Below are 14451 nucleotides of genomic sequence, written 5' to 3'. Positions count from 1 at the left end.
GCCTTGGTCGGCAACAGGACGCTAACCGTTTTGGCACAATTCGAGATTACGTAGAACCACCTAGAGCGGGTTGCCGTCACGGTCGCGGAAGATCTCGCGGCGGCCCACGTGGTTGGCAGGGCCGACCAGTCCTTCGCTTTCCATGCGTTCGATCCACTTGGCGGCGGTGTTGTAACCCACGCCCATCTGGCGCTGCAGCCACGATCCGCTGGCCTTCTGGTTCTCGATCACGATCTGGCAGGCCTGGCGATACTTGCGTTCTTCGGGGTTGTCGCTGGCGGTCACGTCGTCGTCGAACGACAGGCCGCCGTCCTCGGGTTCCTCGGTGACGGAGTCGACGTAGGCCGGCTCGCCCTGCTTGCGCCAGTGATCGGCCACCTTCTCCACCTCCTCGTCGGAGACGAAGGGACCGTGCACGCGCTTGATCGCGCCGGTGTTGGGCTTGAACAGCATGTCGCCCTTGCCCAGCAGCTGTTCCGCCCCCTGCTCGCCCAGGATCGTGCGGCTGTCGATGCGGCTGGTGACGTTGAAGCTGATGCGGGTGGGCAGGTTCGCCTTGATGACGCCGGTGATCACGTCGACCGAGGGGCGCTGCGTCGCCATGATCAGGTGGATGCCGGCCGCGCGCGATTTCTGGCTGAGGCGCTGGATCAGCACCTCGATCTCCTTGCCGACCACAACCATCAGGTCGGCCAGCTCGTCGACGATCAGCACGATCTGCGGCAGGACTTCGTAATCCAGTTCCGCCTCTTCCACGATGGCCTCGCCCGTCTCGGGATCGTAGCCGGTCTGCACCGTGCGTTTCAGCGGCTTGCCCTTGGCGGCGGCGGCGGCGACGCGCTCGTTGAAGCCGTGCAGGTTGCGCGCGCCGATCTCGCTCATCATGCGGTAGCGCTTTTCCATTTCCTCCACGGCCCATTTCAGGCTGCGCACGGACTTGTGCGGCTCCGTCACCACGGGGGCGAGGAGGTGGGGAATGTCGTCGTAGCTCTTCAGCTCCAGCACCTTGGGATCGATCAGGATCAGGCGGCATTCGGCCGGCGTGAAGCGATAGAGCAGGCTGAGAAGGATGGCGTTGAGGCCCACCGACTTGCCCGATCCGGTGGTGCCCGCCACCAGCAGGTGGGGCATGGCGGCAAGGTCTGCCACCACGGGTTCGCCCGAAATGCCCTTGCCGAGGATGATCGGCAGGTTGCCCTTGGCATCTACGAAGGCCTCGCTCTCCACCAGTTCCTTGAAGCTGACGGTCTGGCGATTGGCGTTGGGCAGTTCGATGCCCATCACCGTCTTGCCCGGAATGGGCGCAACGCGCGCGCTGATCGCGCTCATGTTGCGGGCAATGTCCTCGGCCAGGCCGATGACGCGGCTGGCCTTGATGCCCGGCGCAGGCTCCAGCTCGTACATGGTGACGACCGGGCCGGTCTTCACCGCGGTGATCTCGCCCTTCACGTTGAAATCGTCGAGCACGGTTTCCAGCAGACGGGCGTTGCGCTCCAGCGCCAGCTTGTCGAGCGGGGGCGCCTGGTCGATGGCGCCTTCCTCCAGCAGGTCGAGGCTGGGCAGGTCGAAGGTGGCGAACATGTCCTTCTGCTGCGCCCTGGGCGAGGGTTTCGCCCGGCGCGGCGGTGCCGCCGGATCGGCAATTTCCACGGGCCGGCGGTCGGCGAAGGGCGAGGGCGTGTCCTCGTCCTCGTCGTCCTCACCGGCCGACGGGGCCTTCGCCCGCCGCGATTTGGCTCGCATCGGTTCGTCAGGATTATACTTCCGTGCCGAACCGGTTAGGCGCGGCAGAGCGCCCGCCCAGTCGGGCAGTGTCAGCAGGCTGGCCCAGTCCACTGCGAACACCCGGCCCGCCAGCAGGGCGCCGCCACCAAGGCAGGCCAGGCCGCCGACCAGTATGCCCCACACCTGTCCGCCCTCGGGCAGAAGTCCTGCCAGAGCCTCCAGCCCGGCTTCGCCCAGCAGCCCGGCAAGGCCGCCGAAGCCTGCAGGCCAGCTATGTTCGCGCGGATCGGTGACCAGCGAGATGGCGGTCGCCAGCAGCAGCATGCCCAGCAGCAACACAGCCACGGTGCGCCACCAGGCGCCGCCCCACCTCTCGTCCTCGTCGGCATCGCGCCACAGCTTGCGCGCGATGACGTAGGTGAACGGCAGGAAAAGTATCGAGACCCAGCCAAAGGCGGTGAGGGCGAGGTCGGCCACGAAAGCGCCCGGCGCGCCCATCCAGTTGTCGATGGTATCCCCGGCGGCAGTGGATAGCGATGGATCGGTCTGGCTGTAGCTGAGCAGCGACAGCCCCAGGAACAGGGTAAAGGCAAACAGGAGCACCGCGCCCGTCAGCTGCGCACTGCGAGCCAGCGAACGCCGGAAAGCGGCACGCCAGTCCGCATTTGGCTTTGCGGCCCTGCTGGCCATGGTCCGTTCCCTTCGTCTCTGCGTCCCGGCGCGAAGAATCCCACAGCGGGACTCCGGGGTCAATGTTTGGGTTTTGTTTTTCGCTCATGCCTCCGCATGAGCGTCCTCGCTAGATGCGCAGGCAAGCCGCGCCCGCTGCGGGGCGGCCGCGTGGCCTTGCAGCCCTTCGGGCCGTTCAGGAGAGGCCGTCGATCGCGGCCCAGCGGTTCCACCCGAGCTCCGCTGCTCGCTCTGCATTCATTCCGCCTAGCGCGATCACCGGAGCATTCGCCTTGGACGCCATGAAAAGGAAGTGCTCTTTTCCAAGACAGCTGCCGTCAGGATGAGAGCGCGTCGGGAAAACGGGCGAAAGGAACATTGCGTCGATTCCGTACCTTTCGGCCCGGCTCATCTCGAGCAAGTCGTGAACGGTGGCGAAGCGACCGATGCCGCAGACCCTATCCAGTTTGCGCGCTGGGCCATAGGCACCGTCCGCGCCCCAATCCTGCGCCTCCTTCGACGTGCCCGAGAGCACCAGTAGGTGATCGTGCCGCCGGCAGATCGCGGCCAGCCTGTCAAAGCGTGCCTTTCGCTCCGCCGGATTGAGATGGTAGTGACGAAACACGAAAGCATTGCCGCGAGGCAGCGCTGCGAGTGCAGTCTCAACCATCGAATCGTTGCGTTCGTCCGAAAGTAGCCAGAGGTTCGGCAGGGAGTGGAAACCGTTCATCGGCCCGCTATAGCGCGCCCATGAGTGAAAGCGCCACAGACCGCCTTGCCGCCGTGCAGGCCGAAATCGCCAAGGCCTGCAAGATCGCCCGCCGCGAGCCGGAGGAGGTGACGCTGGTCGCCGTCAGCAAGACGCATCCGGCAGAGGATATCGCTCCCTTGCTGGAAGCCGGCCACCGCGTGTTCGGCGAGAACCGGGTGCAGGAAGCACAGGACAAGTGGCCTGCCCTGAGAGAGGAATTTCCCGATACGAAGCTGCACCTCGTGGGTCAGCTGCAATCGAACAAGGCGGACGATGCGACGGCGCTGTTCGACTGCATCCATTCGCTCGACCGGCCCAGCCTGGTGAAGGCGCTGGGCAAGTCATTCGACAAGGCCGGCAGACAGGTGCCGTGTTTCGTGCAGGTGGATATCGGCGAAGAGGAGCAGAAGGGCGGCTGCGCGATTGCCGACCTGCCGGGCTTGCTGGAGCAGACGCGCGGGGCGGACATTCCCGTTATCGGGCTGATGTGCGTGCCGCCCTTCGGTATCGAGCCCGCGCCCTACTTCGCGCTGATGGCAAAGATCGCCGACGATCACGGGTTGAAAGGCCGATCCATGGGGATGAGCGGCGACTATCCCACTGCCATCATGCTGGGCGCCACGCACGTGCGCGTGGGCACGGCGCTGTTCGGAGAGCGCGGCGGCTGACCGGTCGCCCGGCAAAACGCAGGCGGATGCAATCGGAGGTTGACGCGGCGGCGCGCGGCGCTTTCAAGAGGCGGGACAATCCCTTGCCCCGGACCCCGATTTCATGACCAAGCTTTCCGCCCGCTGCCTTGCCGCCGTTGCCCCGCTCGGCCTGATCGCCCTCACCGTCCCGGCCCATGCGCAGCAGGACGATCCCTACGCCGAATGCGCCGCCACGACGGACGATGCCGCGCGCCTTGCCTGTTTCGATTCGACCTACGCCAGCCAGCAGGTGGTGATCGCCGAGGAGGAGGAGCGCGAGGAGCAGGAGCGCGAGGAAGTGTTCGGCTTCCGCGAGGAGGACAGGGCAATCGAGCGGACCGACGAAGAGGTCGAGGTGACAGCCACGGTGGCGGAAGTTCTGCGCGGTGCACGCCAGTCGCAGGTGCTGTTGCTGGACAACGGCCAGTTATGGCGCGAGATCGACGGCTCCACCATGCGCAACCGCGTGCGCGAAGGGTGGGTGGCGACCATCAGCCGCCATTGGAGCGGTGCCTACGAGATCCGGTTCGAGGGTCGCAGCGGCTATTTGCGGGTCGCCCGAATCCAGTAAGCCTCAGGCCGCCTCGGCGCTTTGCGGTTCGCCTGCGGCGATGGCATCGAGCAGCGCCTGCTCCACCTTGTCCAGCCGGTCCTGCCTCACGATCTTGTCGCCCAGCAGGTCGGTCACGTAGAAGGTGTCCACCGCGCGCTCCCCGTACTGGGTGATGTGCGCGGAATTGATGATCAGGCTTGCCTCGAACATCGCCCGCGTCAGGCGGTTGAGCAGGGCCGGGCGATCGGTGGCGTTCACCTCGATCACGGTGAAGCGGTTCGAGGCATCGTTGTCGAACAGGATGACAGGGGCCACGCGGAAGTTTTCCGCCCGGCTCTGCTTCAGCGGACGCTTGGCCAGGCGCGGCACCATATCGATCTTGTTGGCCAGTGCATCCTCGATCGAGGTTCTCAGCCGGGCCAGCTGCTGTTCCTCGCGGAAGGGCTTGCCCAGCGGATCAAGGACGAGGAAATTGTCGACTGCCTTGCCCACCCGGTTGGTGTGGATGCGCGCGTCGATGATGTTGCCGCCCGCGAGGTGGATGGCGCCTGCGATGCGGAAGAACAGGCCGGGGTGGTCGTTTCCGATCACGGTGACCAGCGTGGCGCCCAATGCCTCGTAATACTCCGCGTGAATGGACAGCGAGTGTTCGGCGTTCTTCGCCGCCTCGTAGTGCGGCAGGTTGATGGCGATCACGTCGTCGGGTTCGGCGATCCAGTAGGCATCGTCGAAACGGTCGTCCAGCTTCTCCACCAGGTAGCCCTGCTCGCCCAGCATCCGGGCCACGGCCTGCTTCTTGGCGGCGACGCGTTCCTCGCGGCCGTGGGCCTTGTGGCCCAGCCGCAGGCGCTCGACCGATGCCTCGTGCAGGTCGCCGATCAGCTGGCGCTTCCAGCTGTTCCAGATGCCCGGTCCGACGGCGCGAATATCGACGATGGTCAGCACGGTGAGCAGCCGCAGCCGTTCCAGGCTCTGCACTTCCGAGACGAAATCAGTGATGGTCTTGGGATCCGAAAGGTCGCGCTTGAAGGCGGTGGCGCTCATCAGCAGGTGATAGCGCACCAGCCAGGCGACCAGTTCGGTTTCCTGGCGATCCATTCCCAGCCGCGGGCACAGCCGCATGGCCACCTCAGCGCCCAGGATCGAGTGGTCGCCGCCGCGGCCCTTGGCGATATCGTGCAGCAGCACCGAGACGTAGAGCGCGCGGCGGTTCTTGATCTTGGGCACCATGTCGGTGGCCAGCGGATGCTCTTCCGCCAGCGCGCCGCGTTCGATCTCGCTCAGCAGCCCGATGGCCCGGATGGTATGCTCGTCCACCGTGTAGTGGTGGTACATGTCGAACTGCATCTGCGCGTTGACCTTGCCGAAATCGGGCACGAAACGGCCGAAGACGCCCGCCTCGTTCAGCCAGCGCAGCACGGTTTCGGGATCGCGGCGTCCCGACAGCAGGTCGATGAACAGCGCGTTGGCGCGCGGGTCCTTGCGTATCTTGCCGTCGATCAGGCCCGCATCGCGCCGCGCGATGCGGATGGTGGCGGGGTGCACTTCCAGCCCCTCGCGCTCGGCGATGGTGAAGATCTCGATCAGGCGCACGGGATCCTGCTGGAACCAGTCGTCGGACGGGGCGGCGATCTTGCCGCCCTCCACCGGATAGCCGTCGATCGCCTTGCTCGGCTTGAAGGAGGAGAGGAATTCGCCAATGCGGCTGCGTTCCTGCGTTTCTTCCTCCAGGTGCGAGAGGAACACGCCGGTCAGGTGGCCGACGTGCTTGGCCTGCAGGAAGTAGAACTGCATGAACCGCTCCACCGCGCTCTTGCCCGGCCGGTCGGCGTAATTCATCCGGTTCGCGACTTCGCGTTGCAGGTCGAAGGTCAGGCGGTCCTCGCAGCGCCCGGAGATGGTGTGGAGGTGGGCGCGCACCGCCAGCATGAATCCCTCGGCCCGGCGGAAGCTGCGATATTCCTTCTGCGTGAAGAGGCCCTTGTCCACCAGTTCGCGCGCGCTCTTCACGCGGTGCACGTACTTGCCGATCCAGTAGAGCGTCTGCAGGTCGCGCAGGCCGCCCTTCCCATCCTTCACGTTGGGTTCCACGACATAGCGCGAATCGCCCATGCGCTTGTGCCTGGCATTGCGCTCGGCCAGCTTCTCGGAAACGAACCGGCCTTCGGTGCCGGGCACCACCTCGCTCCAGAATCGGCTGCTGGCGGCGTCGTACACCTCCTGGTCGCCCCACAGGAAGCGCCCTTCCAGAAGGGCGGTGCGGATGGTGATGTCCTCCTTCGCCATGCGCGTGACTTCGGCCAGCGAGCGGCTGGAATGGCCCACGGTCAGGTTGAGGTCCCACAGGTAATAGAGGATCGCCTCGATCACCTGTTCGCACCACGCGGTGGGCTTGTCCGGGGTGACGAAGGCGATGTCGACGTCGGAATGCGGCGACATCTCGCCGCGACCGTATCCGCCCACCGCCATCAGCGCGAGGCGTTCGCCCTTGCTGCGGTTGGCGACGGGATAGACATCGTCGATCACGTGATCGTGGATGACGCGGATCAGCTGGTCGATCAGGAAAGCGTAGCCGTTGGCGCTATCGTGCCCGGCGCCGGGCTTCTCATCCAGCCGACGGGTCAGTTCGGCGCGGCCCTTGTCCAGCGCCTTCCGCATCAGCTCGACGATCGCCTGCCGCCCGTTGTCCGCGCCCTTGTCGGCAACGATGTCGTCAATGGCGGCGGTCAGCTTGCGCCGATCGATGATGGCGCGTTGCTTGGGGATGGTCGGCAGGCTCACGTCGGCTGAGATAGGCGTGCGCGCAATGCATTGCAAAGGCACATCGCGGGTGTCGCAGGGGGTTTTCTGCCCGCCCGCCCTGTGCCAAAGCGCTGCACCACGTTCGAAGGCGCTTTTCGCCTTCGCAGATTCAAGGGGCGCGGCGTGATTCTGGATGTTCTGGCAGCGACGGGAAGCGAAGTCCTGCGGTGGAGCGACCTCGGCCTGCGCACCGGGATCGACCTCGGCTTCTTCGAGCTCAAATACTATTCGCTCGCCTACCTGGCGGGCATCATCATCGGCTACTGGCACCTTTCACGCATGGTGAAGGCACCCGGCGCGCCGATGGCGCAGGTGCACGTGGACGACCTGTTCTTCTACTGCACGCTGGGCATCATCATCGGCGGAAGGCTGGGCTACGTCACCTTCTACGAACCCGGCCACTGGACCGATTTTTCGGGCGACGGCCTGATTTCGTGGAAAGTGCTGCGGCTGTGGGACGGCGGGATGAGCTTCCACGGCGGGGTGATCGGCACCGTGCTGGCCATCGCCTACGTCAGCTGGCGCGGCGGGCTGCCGTTCATCCGCGTGGCCGACTATATTTCCGTGAACGTGGGTTTCGGCATGCTGTTCGGGCGGCTGGCGAACTTCATCAACGGCGAGCTGTGGGGCCGCCCTGCGGGGCCGGACGTGCCTTGGGCGATGGTGTTCTGCGACCAGGGTCGCGGGCCGGGCGGTGAATGCCTGTCCTCCCTGATGCCGCGACACCCCAGCCAGATCTACCAGGCACTGGGAGAAGGGCTGCTGGTGGTGGTGGTGATGCTGTGCCTGTTCTGGCTTACCCGCGCGCGCTATCGCCCGGCCTTCCTCGTCGGCATGTTCACCACGCTGATCTCCATCGCCCGCTTCGTGGTGGAATTCTATCGCGAGCCGGACCAGCAGCTGATGTGGCTATACGAGGATACGGGCCTGTCGATGGGCCAGTGGCTGACGATCCCGCTGGTCCTGCTGGGCCTTGGCCTCATCGTCTGGTCGCTGAGGCGTCCGCCGCTGGCCAGCGGGACCAAGGCGCGCAAGACCTCTCCGGCGGAGGCCTCTTGAGCGAGCGGCGGGACGAGCACGACAAGCGCGATCTTGGCGACATCTTCCGCCGCCTGATTTCCACCACCGGTCCGATCAGCCTCATGCAGTTCATGGGCGAATCCAACATGCGCTATTACGACGAGAAGCGCGTGATCGGCGGTCAGGGCGCTGGCGGCGGGGATTTCATCACCGCGCCCGAAATCAGCCAGATGTTCGGCGAACTGATCGGCCTGTGGCTGACCGACATCTGGCATCGCGGCGGACGGGCAGAACCGGTCCACTACGTCGAACTCGGGCCGGGCAAGGGCACTCTCGCGCGCGACGCGCTGCGGGTGATGGAGCGCCAGGGCCTGAGGCTGCAGGTGCACCTCATCGAAACCTCGCGCCGGATGCGCGAGGTGCAGCGTGCTGCCGTTCCAGGAGCGATCCACCACGCCGACCTGTCGGACGTGCCGGAGAATGGGCCGATCCTGCTGGTGGCCAACGAATTCCTCGATGCGCTGCCGGTGCGCCAGTTGGTGAAGACGCAGGCCGGCTGGCGCGAGATCATGGTGGGCGTGGATGGCGAGGGCGCGTTCGTCGAAACGCCCGGTCGCCAGCCGATGGATTCCGCCGTGCCGGAAGACCGCCGCGACGATCCGCCCGGCACCGTGATCGAAACCTCGCCCGCCAGCGCCACCGTGATGCAGGAAGTGGCGGGTCGCCTCGCCAGGCAGGGCGGCGCGGCACTGTTCATAGATTACGGCTATACCCACGGGCGCAGCGGTTCGACCTTGCAGGCGGTGAAGGATCACACCCGGATCGGGGTGTTCGATGCGCCGGGCGATGCCGACCTGACGGCCCATGTCGATTTCGCGCAGATGGAGCAGGTCGCCCGGTCGCAGGGGTGCAAGGTGCTGGGCACGGTGACGCAGGGCCAGTTTCTGACGAGCCTCGGCATTCATGCCCGCGCGGATGCGCTGGCAAGGTCCGCCCCGCAGCACGGCGAAACGCTGGTGCGCGCCCGCGATCGCCTGATTGCGCCCGACCAGATGGGTGAGCTGTTCAAGGTGATGGGGCTGACAGGACCGGACTGGCCCGACGGCGCAGGCTTCGGCCAAGGCTAGGGCGCAACCTGCTCCAGCAGCCACTGCGCCGCCCTTTCGGGCGACCACTTGTCGTCCTCGCGGTCCACCGCATAGTTCGCCTGTCTCATGGTCTCCACATCGATGGTGCCAAGCAGCGGTTCGAGCGCCTGCACCAGCGCGGCGTTGTCGGCCATGCGCGGGGAGATCAGCACGATGGCATCGTAGCTGGGCAGCGCCTCGCGCGGGTCGTCCAGCACCACGAGGTTTTCCGCCGCGATCCGCCCGTCGGACGTGTAGGCGCTGATCACGTCGGCCTCTCCCGAAATCAGGGCGTTGTACATGAAGGTTGGCGAATAGGTGCGCTGCTCTGCAAAGCGCAGGCCATAGGCATCGCGCACGCCGATCCATTCGGGCCGTTCGAACCATTCGGGATCGCCGCCCACGGTCAGCCGCGGCGCGACGCCCGCAAGATCGGCAATGGTCGCGAGGCCATATTCCAGCGCCGTTTCCTGCGTCACCGCCAGGCCATAGGCGTTCTCGAACCCCAGCCGGCCCAGCACGCGGATGCCGGTGTTGTCGGCTTCCCACTGCGCAATGGTCTCGTACATCGCCTCGCGCCCGGGGTTGTCGGAGCGTTCGAGCTGGTTGGTCCACAGCGTGCCGGTATAGTCGATGGCGATGTCAATCGCCGAACTGGCGACGGCATTGTGCACTACCGCCGAACCCAGCCCTTCGCGGTATTCGACGGCAAAGCCCTCGTCCTCCAGCATGGAGCCGATGGCGCGGGCGAGGATGTACTGTTCGGAAAAGCTCTTGGCCCCGATCACCACTGTCTCGCGCGTCTCCCCACGCCAGTCGACGAGCGACACGGCCGCGCCGGCAATTCCTGCCAGCGCCAGCAGTGCGCCGCTAATCACCAGGGCCGGTCGGCGGCGGGCAAAACCGCGTTCGACAAGGCCGAACAGGCCGTCGGCCACGAGGGCCAGCCCCGCGCTGGCGATGCAGCCCGCCAGCACCAGCACCCAGTTCTGCGTCTGCAGACCGGCAAAGATCGGATCGCCCAGGCTCCGCTGCCCGATGGTGGTGGCGAGCGTCGCCGCGCCGATGGTCCAGACGCTGGCGGTGCGGATGCCCGCCATCACGTAGGGCGCAGCGAGCGGAGCCTCGACGAGCCGCAGTTTCTGCCACCCGCTCATGCCGAGGCCGTCGGCGGCCTCGATCAGTTCGTCGTCGAGATTGGCGAGCGCGGTTACCGCGTTGCGCAGGATCGGCAGCAGCGCATAGAGCGCCAGCGCGAGCCAGGCCGGCAGGAAGCCGAGCGTCGGCAGCCCTTCGCCGAATACCGCGCGCGCCGCCAGCAGGATGGGAAAGAACAGCGCCAGGAGGGCCAGCGCGGGGATGGTCTGGACAAGGCTGGCAAAGCCCAGCGCCACGCGCGCCACTGGAGGCGAGCGGCTGGCCCACACCGCCAGCGGCAAGGCCACCGCGATGCCCAGCGCCACGGCGGCGGCGCACAGCAGCACGTGCTCGGCCAGCTGCGGGCCGAGATCGAGCACGGCATCGACAAGCGCGTTCATTCGCCGATCCCGGCCAGCCGCCGGGCCTGTTCGCGCGGAACCTCCACCAGCGCCTGCGCCACGTCGCCGCCCTGTCCGGCCAGCAGCGCGGCGGGCGTTTCGTCGGCCACGATCCGGCCGCCGTCCATCACCAGCACGCGGGTGGCCAGCAGCAGCGCCTCGGCCATGTCGTGCGTCACCATGACCGTGGTCAGGTCCAGTTCGTCGTGCAGGCGTCGCACGCGCTCGCCCAGCTGCCCGCGCGTGATCGGGTCCAGCGCGCCGAACGGCTCGTCCATCAGCAGCAGGTGGGAATCGCCCGCCAGCGCGCGGGCTACGCCGACGCGCTGCCGCTGGCCGCCGGACAGTTCCGCAGGCAGGCGATCGGCCAAGGCCGGGTCAAGCTCCACCAGGCGCAGCAGTTCGGCCACGCGCGCATCGTCCAGCCGCTCTCCTTCAAGCCGGGGGCCGAGCGCGATGTTTTCCGCGACGCTCATGTGCGGGAACAGACCGATGCCCTGGAAGACGTAGCCGATCCGGCGGCGCAGCGGCGCGGCCGGTCCGGCCGTCACGTCCTCGCCGTCCAGCAGCACGCGGCCGCCGGTCGGCTCGACCAGCCGGTTGATGCACTTGAGCAGGGTGGACTTGCCCGATCCCGATGCGCCGACCAGCGCCACGAACTCACCCGGCGCGATTGCCAGCGAGACATCGCGCACCGCAGCCGTATCGTCGTAGGATTTGGAGAGCCCCTCGAAGCGCAGGAATGCGGGCGCCGCTCGCTCCATTCAGGTGCTCAGCGCGGCCTTTGGCAAGGTGATCTCCACGACCAGGCCGTCCTCGGCGAAATGTCGTTCCCAGCTGCCCTGCAACTGGCCGGTCACGCTCATTTCCACCAGCCGCGATCCGAACCCGGTCTCGCCGGAATCGCGCACCACGGGTCCGCCGTGTTCGCTCCAGCGCAGGACAATGCCGTCGCCCCGCTCCTGCAGTTCCAGGTCGACATGGCCATCGTCGGCGGACAGCGCTCCGTACTTGGCGGAATTGGTGGCCAGTTCGTGGAAGACGAGCGCCAGTGGCGTGGCGGCGCGCGGACCCATCTCGGCGTCGAAGCCCGATACGCGCACGCGCGGTTCGTCGTCCCCGGCGGTATAGGGAGAGAACAGCGCTTCCAGCAGCCCGGCCAGGCTGTCCTGACGCAGGCCGTCGCCCGGTCGCACGAATTCGTGCGCACGCCCCAGTGCGCGCAGGGCCTGGGTCAGCTCCTTCACGAAGGGCTGGCTCTCGGGCGCCTTGCGCGCCTTCAGGGAGATGAGGCCGATCACGACGGCGAAGATGTTCTTGATGCGGTGCGCCAGTTCCTTGGCCAGCAGGTCCCGCTCTTCCAGCGCGTTGCGCACTTCGTCGATATCGGTCAGCGTGCCGAACCAGCGCAGCGGATCGCCTTCGCGCTCGGCCACCGGCACGGCCTGGCCCAGCACCCACATCCACGAACCGTCCGCCAGCTTCAGGCGGAACTCTGCCTCGAATTCCTTGCCGTTGGCGAAGCTGACGTCCCAGTCGGCAAAGGTTTCGGCCACGTCGTCTGGATGGATGAAGGGGCGCCAGTCGTCGGCCGTGCGCGGAGGTTCGGCCCCCGTAAGCTCGGTCCAGCGCCTGTTGAAATAGTCGAATTTTCCGTCTGCATCGGCAGACCATGCCGCCTGCGGCACGCCTTCGATCATGCGGCGCAAACGCTCCTCGCGCTCGGCGATGATCTGCTGCGCGGCCCGGTTCGAACGCCGCGCCTCCAGCCGCCGCATGGCCGCCTGCGCCAGCACGGCAAGGCCTTCCTTCTGAAACGCGCTGAGCGGCTCCGTACGCGATTGCTTGTCGATGACGCACAGGGTGCCGACCGAGGCGCCTTCCTGCGACACCAGCGGCTGGCCCGCGTAGAAGCGCACTTCCGGGGCACTGGTCACCAGCGGATTTCCGGAAAAGCGCGGGTCTACCGAGGCATCGGACACTTCGAGGAGGTCCGCCTTGCCCAGCGTCTCGTTGCAGAACGCGATGTCGCGCGGCGTTCCACGGTCGTTCAGTCCGCGCCGGGCGATGAAGCGCTGGCGGTCGCGCTCCAGCATCGTCACCATCGAAAGCGGCGCATCGCACAGCTTGGCGGCGAATTCGACGATGGCCTGGAGCTCGGGATCGTCCTCGAGTTCCTGTGCGGCAAAGCTTTCGACGACGCCGAGGCGCCGCGCTTCGTCGTCGAAGTCGCGGATTGGTTCGGGCATCGTTGGCGCGGAAACGGGGTCGTGGACGGTCATTCGTGTCCTGTCTAGCTGGAATGGAGATTGAAGCCAATGCAACTACGAGATCGTTTCCAGCGTAACCTGTTTGCCTGAACCTGCGCTGTTGCTACAGGGCTGGCAGACGAAGGAGCCTACAGATCATGCGCGCCACCCCCGATTTCGATTTCGGCCTGACCGAAGAAGCCCAGATGATCCGCGAAAGCGTCGCCCGGTTCGCCGACGAGCGCATCGCGCCGCTTGCCGCGAAGGCGGACCGGGAGGACTGGTTCCCGATCGAGCTGTGGCCGGAAATGGGCGAGCTGGGCCTGCACGGCATGACCGTTTCAGAGGAGGACGGCGGCACCGGCCTCGGCTACCTGGAACACACCATCGCGGTGGAGGAAGTGAGCCGCGCCAGCGCGGCCGTGGGCCTTTCCTACGGCGCGCACTCCAACCTGTGCGTCAACCAGATCGCCCGCTGGGGCAATGCGGCGCAGAAGGCGAAGCACCTGCCGGGCCTGATTTCGGGCGAGCATGTCGGCGCGCTGGCGATTAGCGAGCCGGGCGCGGGCAGCGACGTCGTTTCCATGAAGCTGAAGGCCGACGCGGTGCAGGGCGGATACCTGCTCAACGGCACCAAGTTCTGGATCACCAACGGACATGTGGCAGAGACGCTGGTGGTCTATGCCAAGACCGATCCCGCCGCCGGCAGCAAGGGCATCACCGCCTTCCTGATCGAGAAGGACATGGAGGGTTTCTCTCCGGGTCAGAAGATCGACAAGATGGGCATGAAGGGCTCCATCACCAGCGAACTGGTGTTCGAGGATTGCCACGTTCCGGAAGAGAACGTTCTGGGCGAAGTGGGCAAGGGCGCGGCCGTTCTGATGAGCGGGTTGGACTACGAGCGCGTGGTGCTTTCGGGCGTGCAGCTTGGCATCATGCAGGCATGCCTCGACACCGTCATTCCCTATGTTCGCGAGCGCAACCAGTTCGGCAAGCGCATCGGCGACTTCCAGCTGATCCAGGCCAAGGTGGCGGACATGTACGTCGCCCTGCAATCGGCGCGCGCCTACACCTACGCGGTGGCGAAGGCCTGCGACAACGGCAAGACCACCCGCTTCGACGCGGCTGGCACCATCCTGCTCGCCAGCGAGAACGCCTTCCGCGTGGCGGGCGAGGCGGTGCAGGCGCTGGGCGGCGCGGGCTACACCACCGACTGGCCGGTGGAGCGCTACCTGCGCGATGCAAAGCTGCTGGACATCGGCGCGGGAACCAATGAGATACGGCGCATGCTGATCGGCCGCGAGCTGATCGGGAGCTGAGGGGAGAGA

Annotated in this window: 11 protein-coding genes; 5 read left to right on the top strand and 6 right to left on the bottom strand. The window is 66.5% G+C overall.

The annotated features are described in order from the left end of the window. Positions 1 to 60 precede the first annotated feature (60 nt). Both AAA989_RS05860 and AAA989_RS05855 read right to left on the bottom strand, forming a co-directional pair. Positions 61 to 2415 carry an FtsK/SpoIIIE family DNA translocase gene (locus tag AAA989_RS05860; protein WP_338241791.1) on the bottom strand — a complete coding sequence of 785 codons (2355 nt, stop codon included), beginning with the start codon at positions 2413 to 2415 and terminating at the stop codon, positions 61 to 63. 175 nt (positions 2416 to 2590) lie between these two features. Further along, positions 2591 to 3124, bottom strand: coding sequence for a thiamine phosphate synthase (locus tag AAA989_RS05855; RefSeq protein WP_338241790.1), 534 nt, complete (start codon positions 3122 to 3124; stop codon positions 2591 to 2593). Positions 3125 to 3144: 20 nt separating this feature from the next. Here AAA989_RS05855 and AAA989_RS05850 point away from each other — a divergent pair, with 20 nt between their 5' ends. Both AAA989_RS05850 and AAA989_RS05845 read left to right on the top strand, forming a co-directional pair. Next, a complete protein-coding gene (locus tag AAA989_RS05850) occupies positions 3145 to 3813 on the top strand; it encodes a YggS family pyridoxal phosphate-dependent enzyme (protein ID WP_338241789.1) in 669 nt (222 codons plus the stop codon). Positions 3814 to 3916: 103 nt separating this feature from the next. Next, on the top strand, positions 3917 to 4405 hold the full coding sequence (locus tag AAA989_RS05845; protein WP_338241788.1) for a hypothetical protein: 489 nt from the start codon (positions 3917 to 3919) through the stop codon (positions 4403 to 4405). 3 nt (positions 4406 to 4408) lie between these two features. On the opposite strand, the gene AAA989_RS05840 is transcribed toward AAA989_RS05845, so the two are convergent. Continuing rightward, positions 4409 to 7168, bottom strand: a complete 2760-nt coding sequence (locus AAA989_RS05840) for a [protein-PII] uridylyltransferase (RefSeq protein ID WP_338241786.1) — start codon at positions 7166 to 7168, stop codon at positions 4409 to 4411. Between the two features lie 147 nt (positions 7169 to 7315). Between AAA989_RS05840 and lgt the strand changes: the two genes are divergently transcribed. Both lgt and AAA989_RS05830 read left to right on the top strand, forming a co-directional pair. Beyond that, positions 7316 to 8248 (top strand): prolipoprotein diacylglyceryl transferase, encoded by a 933-nt coding sequence (lgt, locus tag AAA989_RS05835; protein ID WP_338242188.1) that lies wholly within the window; start codon positions 7316 to 7318, stop codon positions 8246 to 8248. Next, positions 8245 to 9336 (top strand): class I SAM-dependent methyltransferase, encoded by a 1092-nt coding sequence (locus AAA989_RS05830; RefSeq protein WP_434781426.1) that lies wholly within the window; start codon positions 8245 to 8247, stop codon positions 9334 to 9336. Before lgt ends, AAA989_RS05830 begins: the two co-directional genes overlap by 4 nt. On the opposite strand, the gene AAA989_RS05825 is transcribed toward AAA989_RS05830, so the two are convergent. Genes AAA989_RS05825 through AAA989_RS05815 form a run of 3 tightly spaced genes read right to left on the bottom strand, consistent with a single transcriptional unit; the run spans position 9333 to position 13156 of the window. After that, a complete protein-coding gene (locus AAA989_RS05825) occupies positions 9333 to 10874 on the bottom strand; it encodes an ABC transporter permease/substrate-binding protein (protein ID WP_338241785.1) in 1542 nt (513 codons plus the stop codon). The two genes, AAA989_RS05830 and AAA989_RS05825, sit on opposite strands and share 4 nt — an antisense overlap. Then, positions 10871 to 11638 carry an ATP-binding cassette domain-containing protein gene (locus tag AAA989_RS05820; RefSeq protein ID WP_338241784.1) on the bottom strand — a complete coding sequence of 256 codons (768 nt, stop codon included), beginning with the start codon at positions 11636 to 11638 and terminating at the stop codon, positions 10871 to 10873. The genes AAA989_RS05825 and AAA989_RS05820 overlap by 4 nt, the downstream gene beginning before the upstream one ends. Beyond that, positions 11639 to 13156, bottom strand: a complete 1518-nt coding sequence (locus AAA989_RS05815; protein WP_338241783.1) for a sensor histidine kinase — start codon at positions 13154 to 13156, stop codon at positions 11639 to 11641. 125 nt (positions 13157 to 13281) lie between these two features. On the opposite strand from AAA989_RS05815, the gene AAA989_RS05810 reads away from it, so the two are divergent. Then, positions 13282 to 14442: an isovaleryl-CoA dehydrogenase gene (locus tag AAA989_RS05810; protein ID WP_338241782.1), complete on the top strand. Its 1161-nt coding sequence runs from the start codon at positions 13282 to 13284 to the stop codon at positions 14440 to 14442. Positions 14443 to 14451 lie beyond the last annotated feature (9 nt).

The sequence above is a fragment of the Aurantiacibacter hainanensis genome, from assembly GCF_036321025.1.
Lineage (GTDB): Bacteria > Pseudomonadota > Alphaproteobacteria > Sphingomonadales > Sphingomonadaceae > Alteraurantiacibacter > Alteraurantiacibacter hainanensis.
This window is presented reverse-complemented; position numbering and strand designations above follow the sequence as displayed.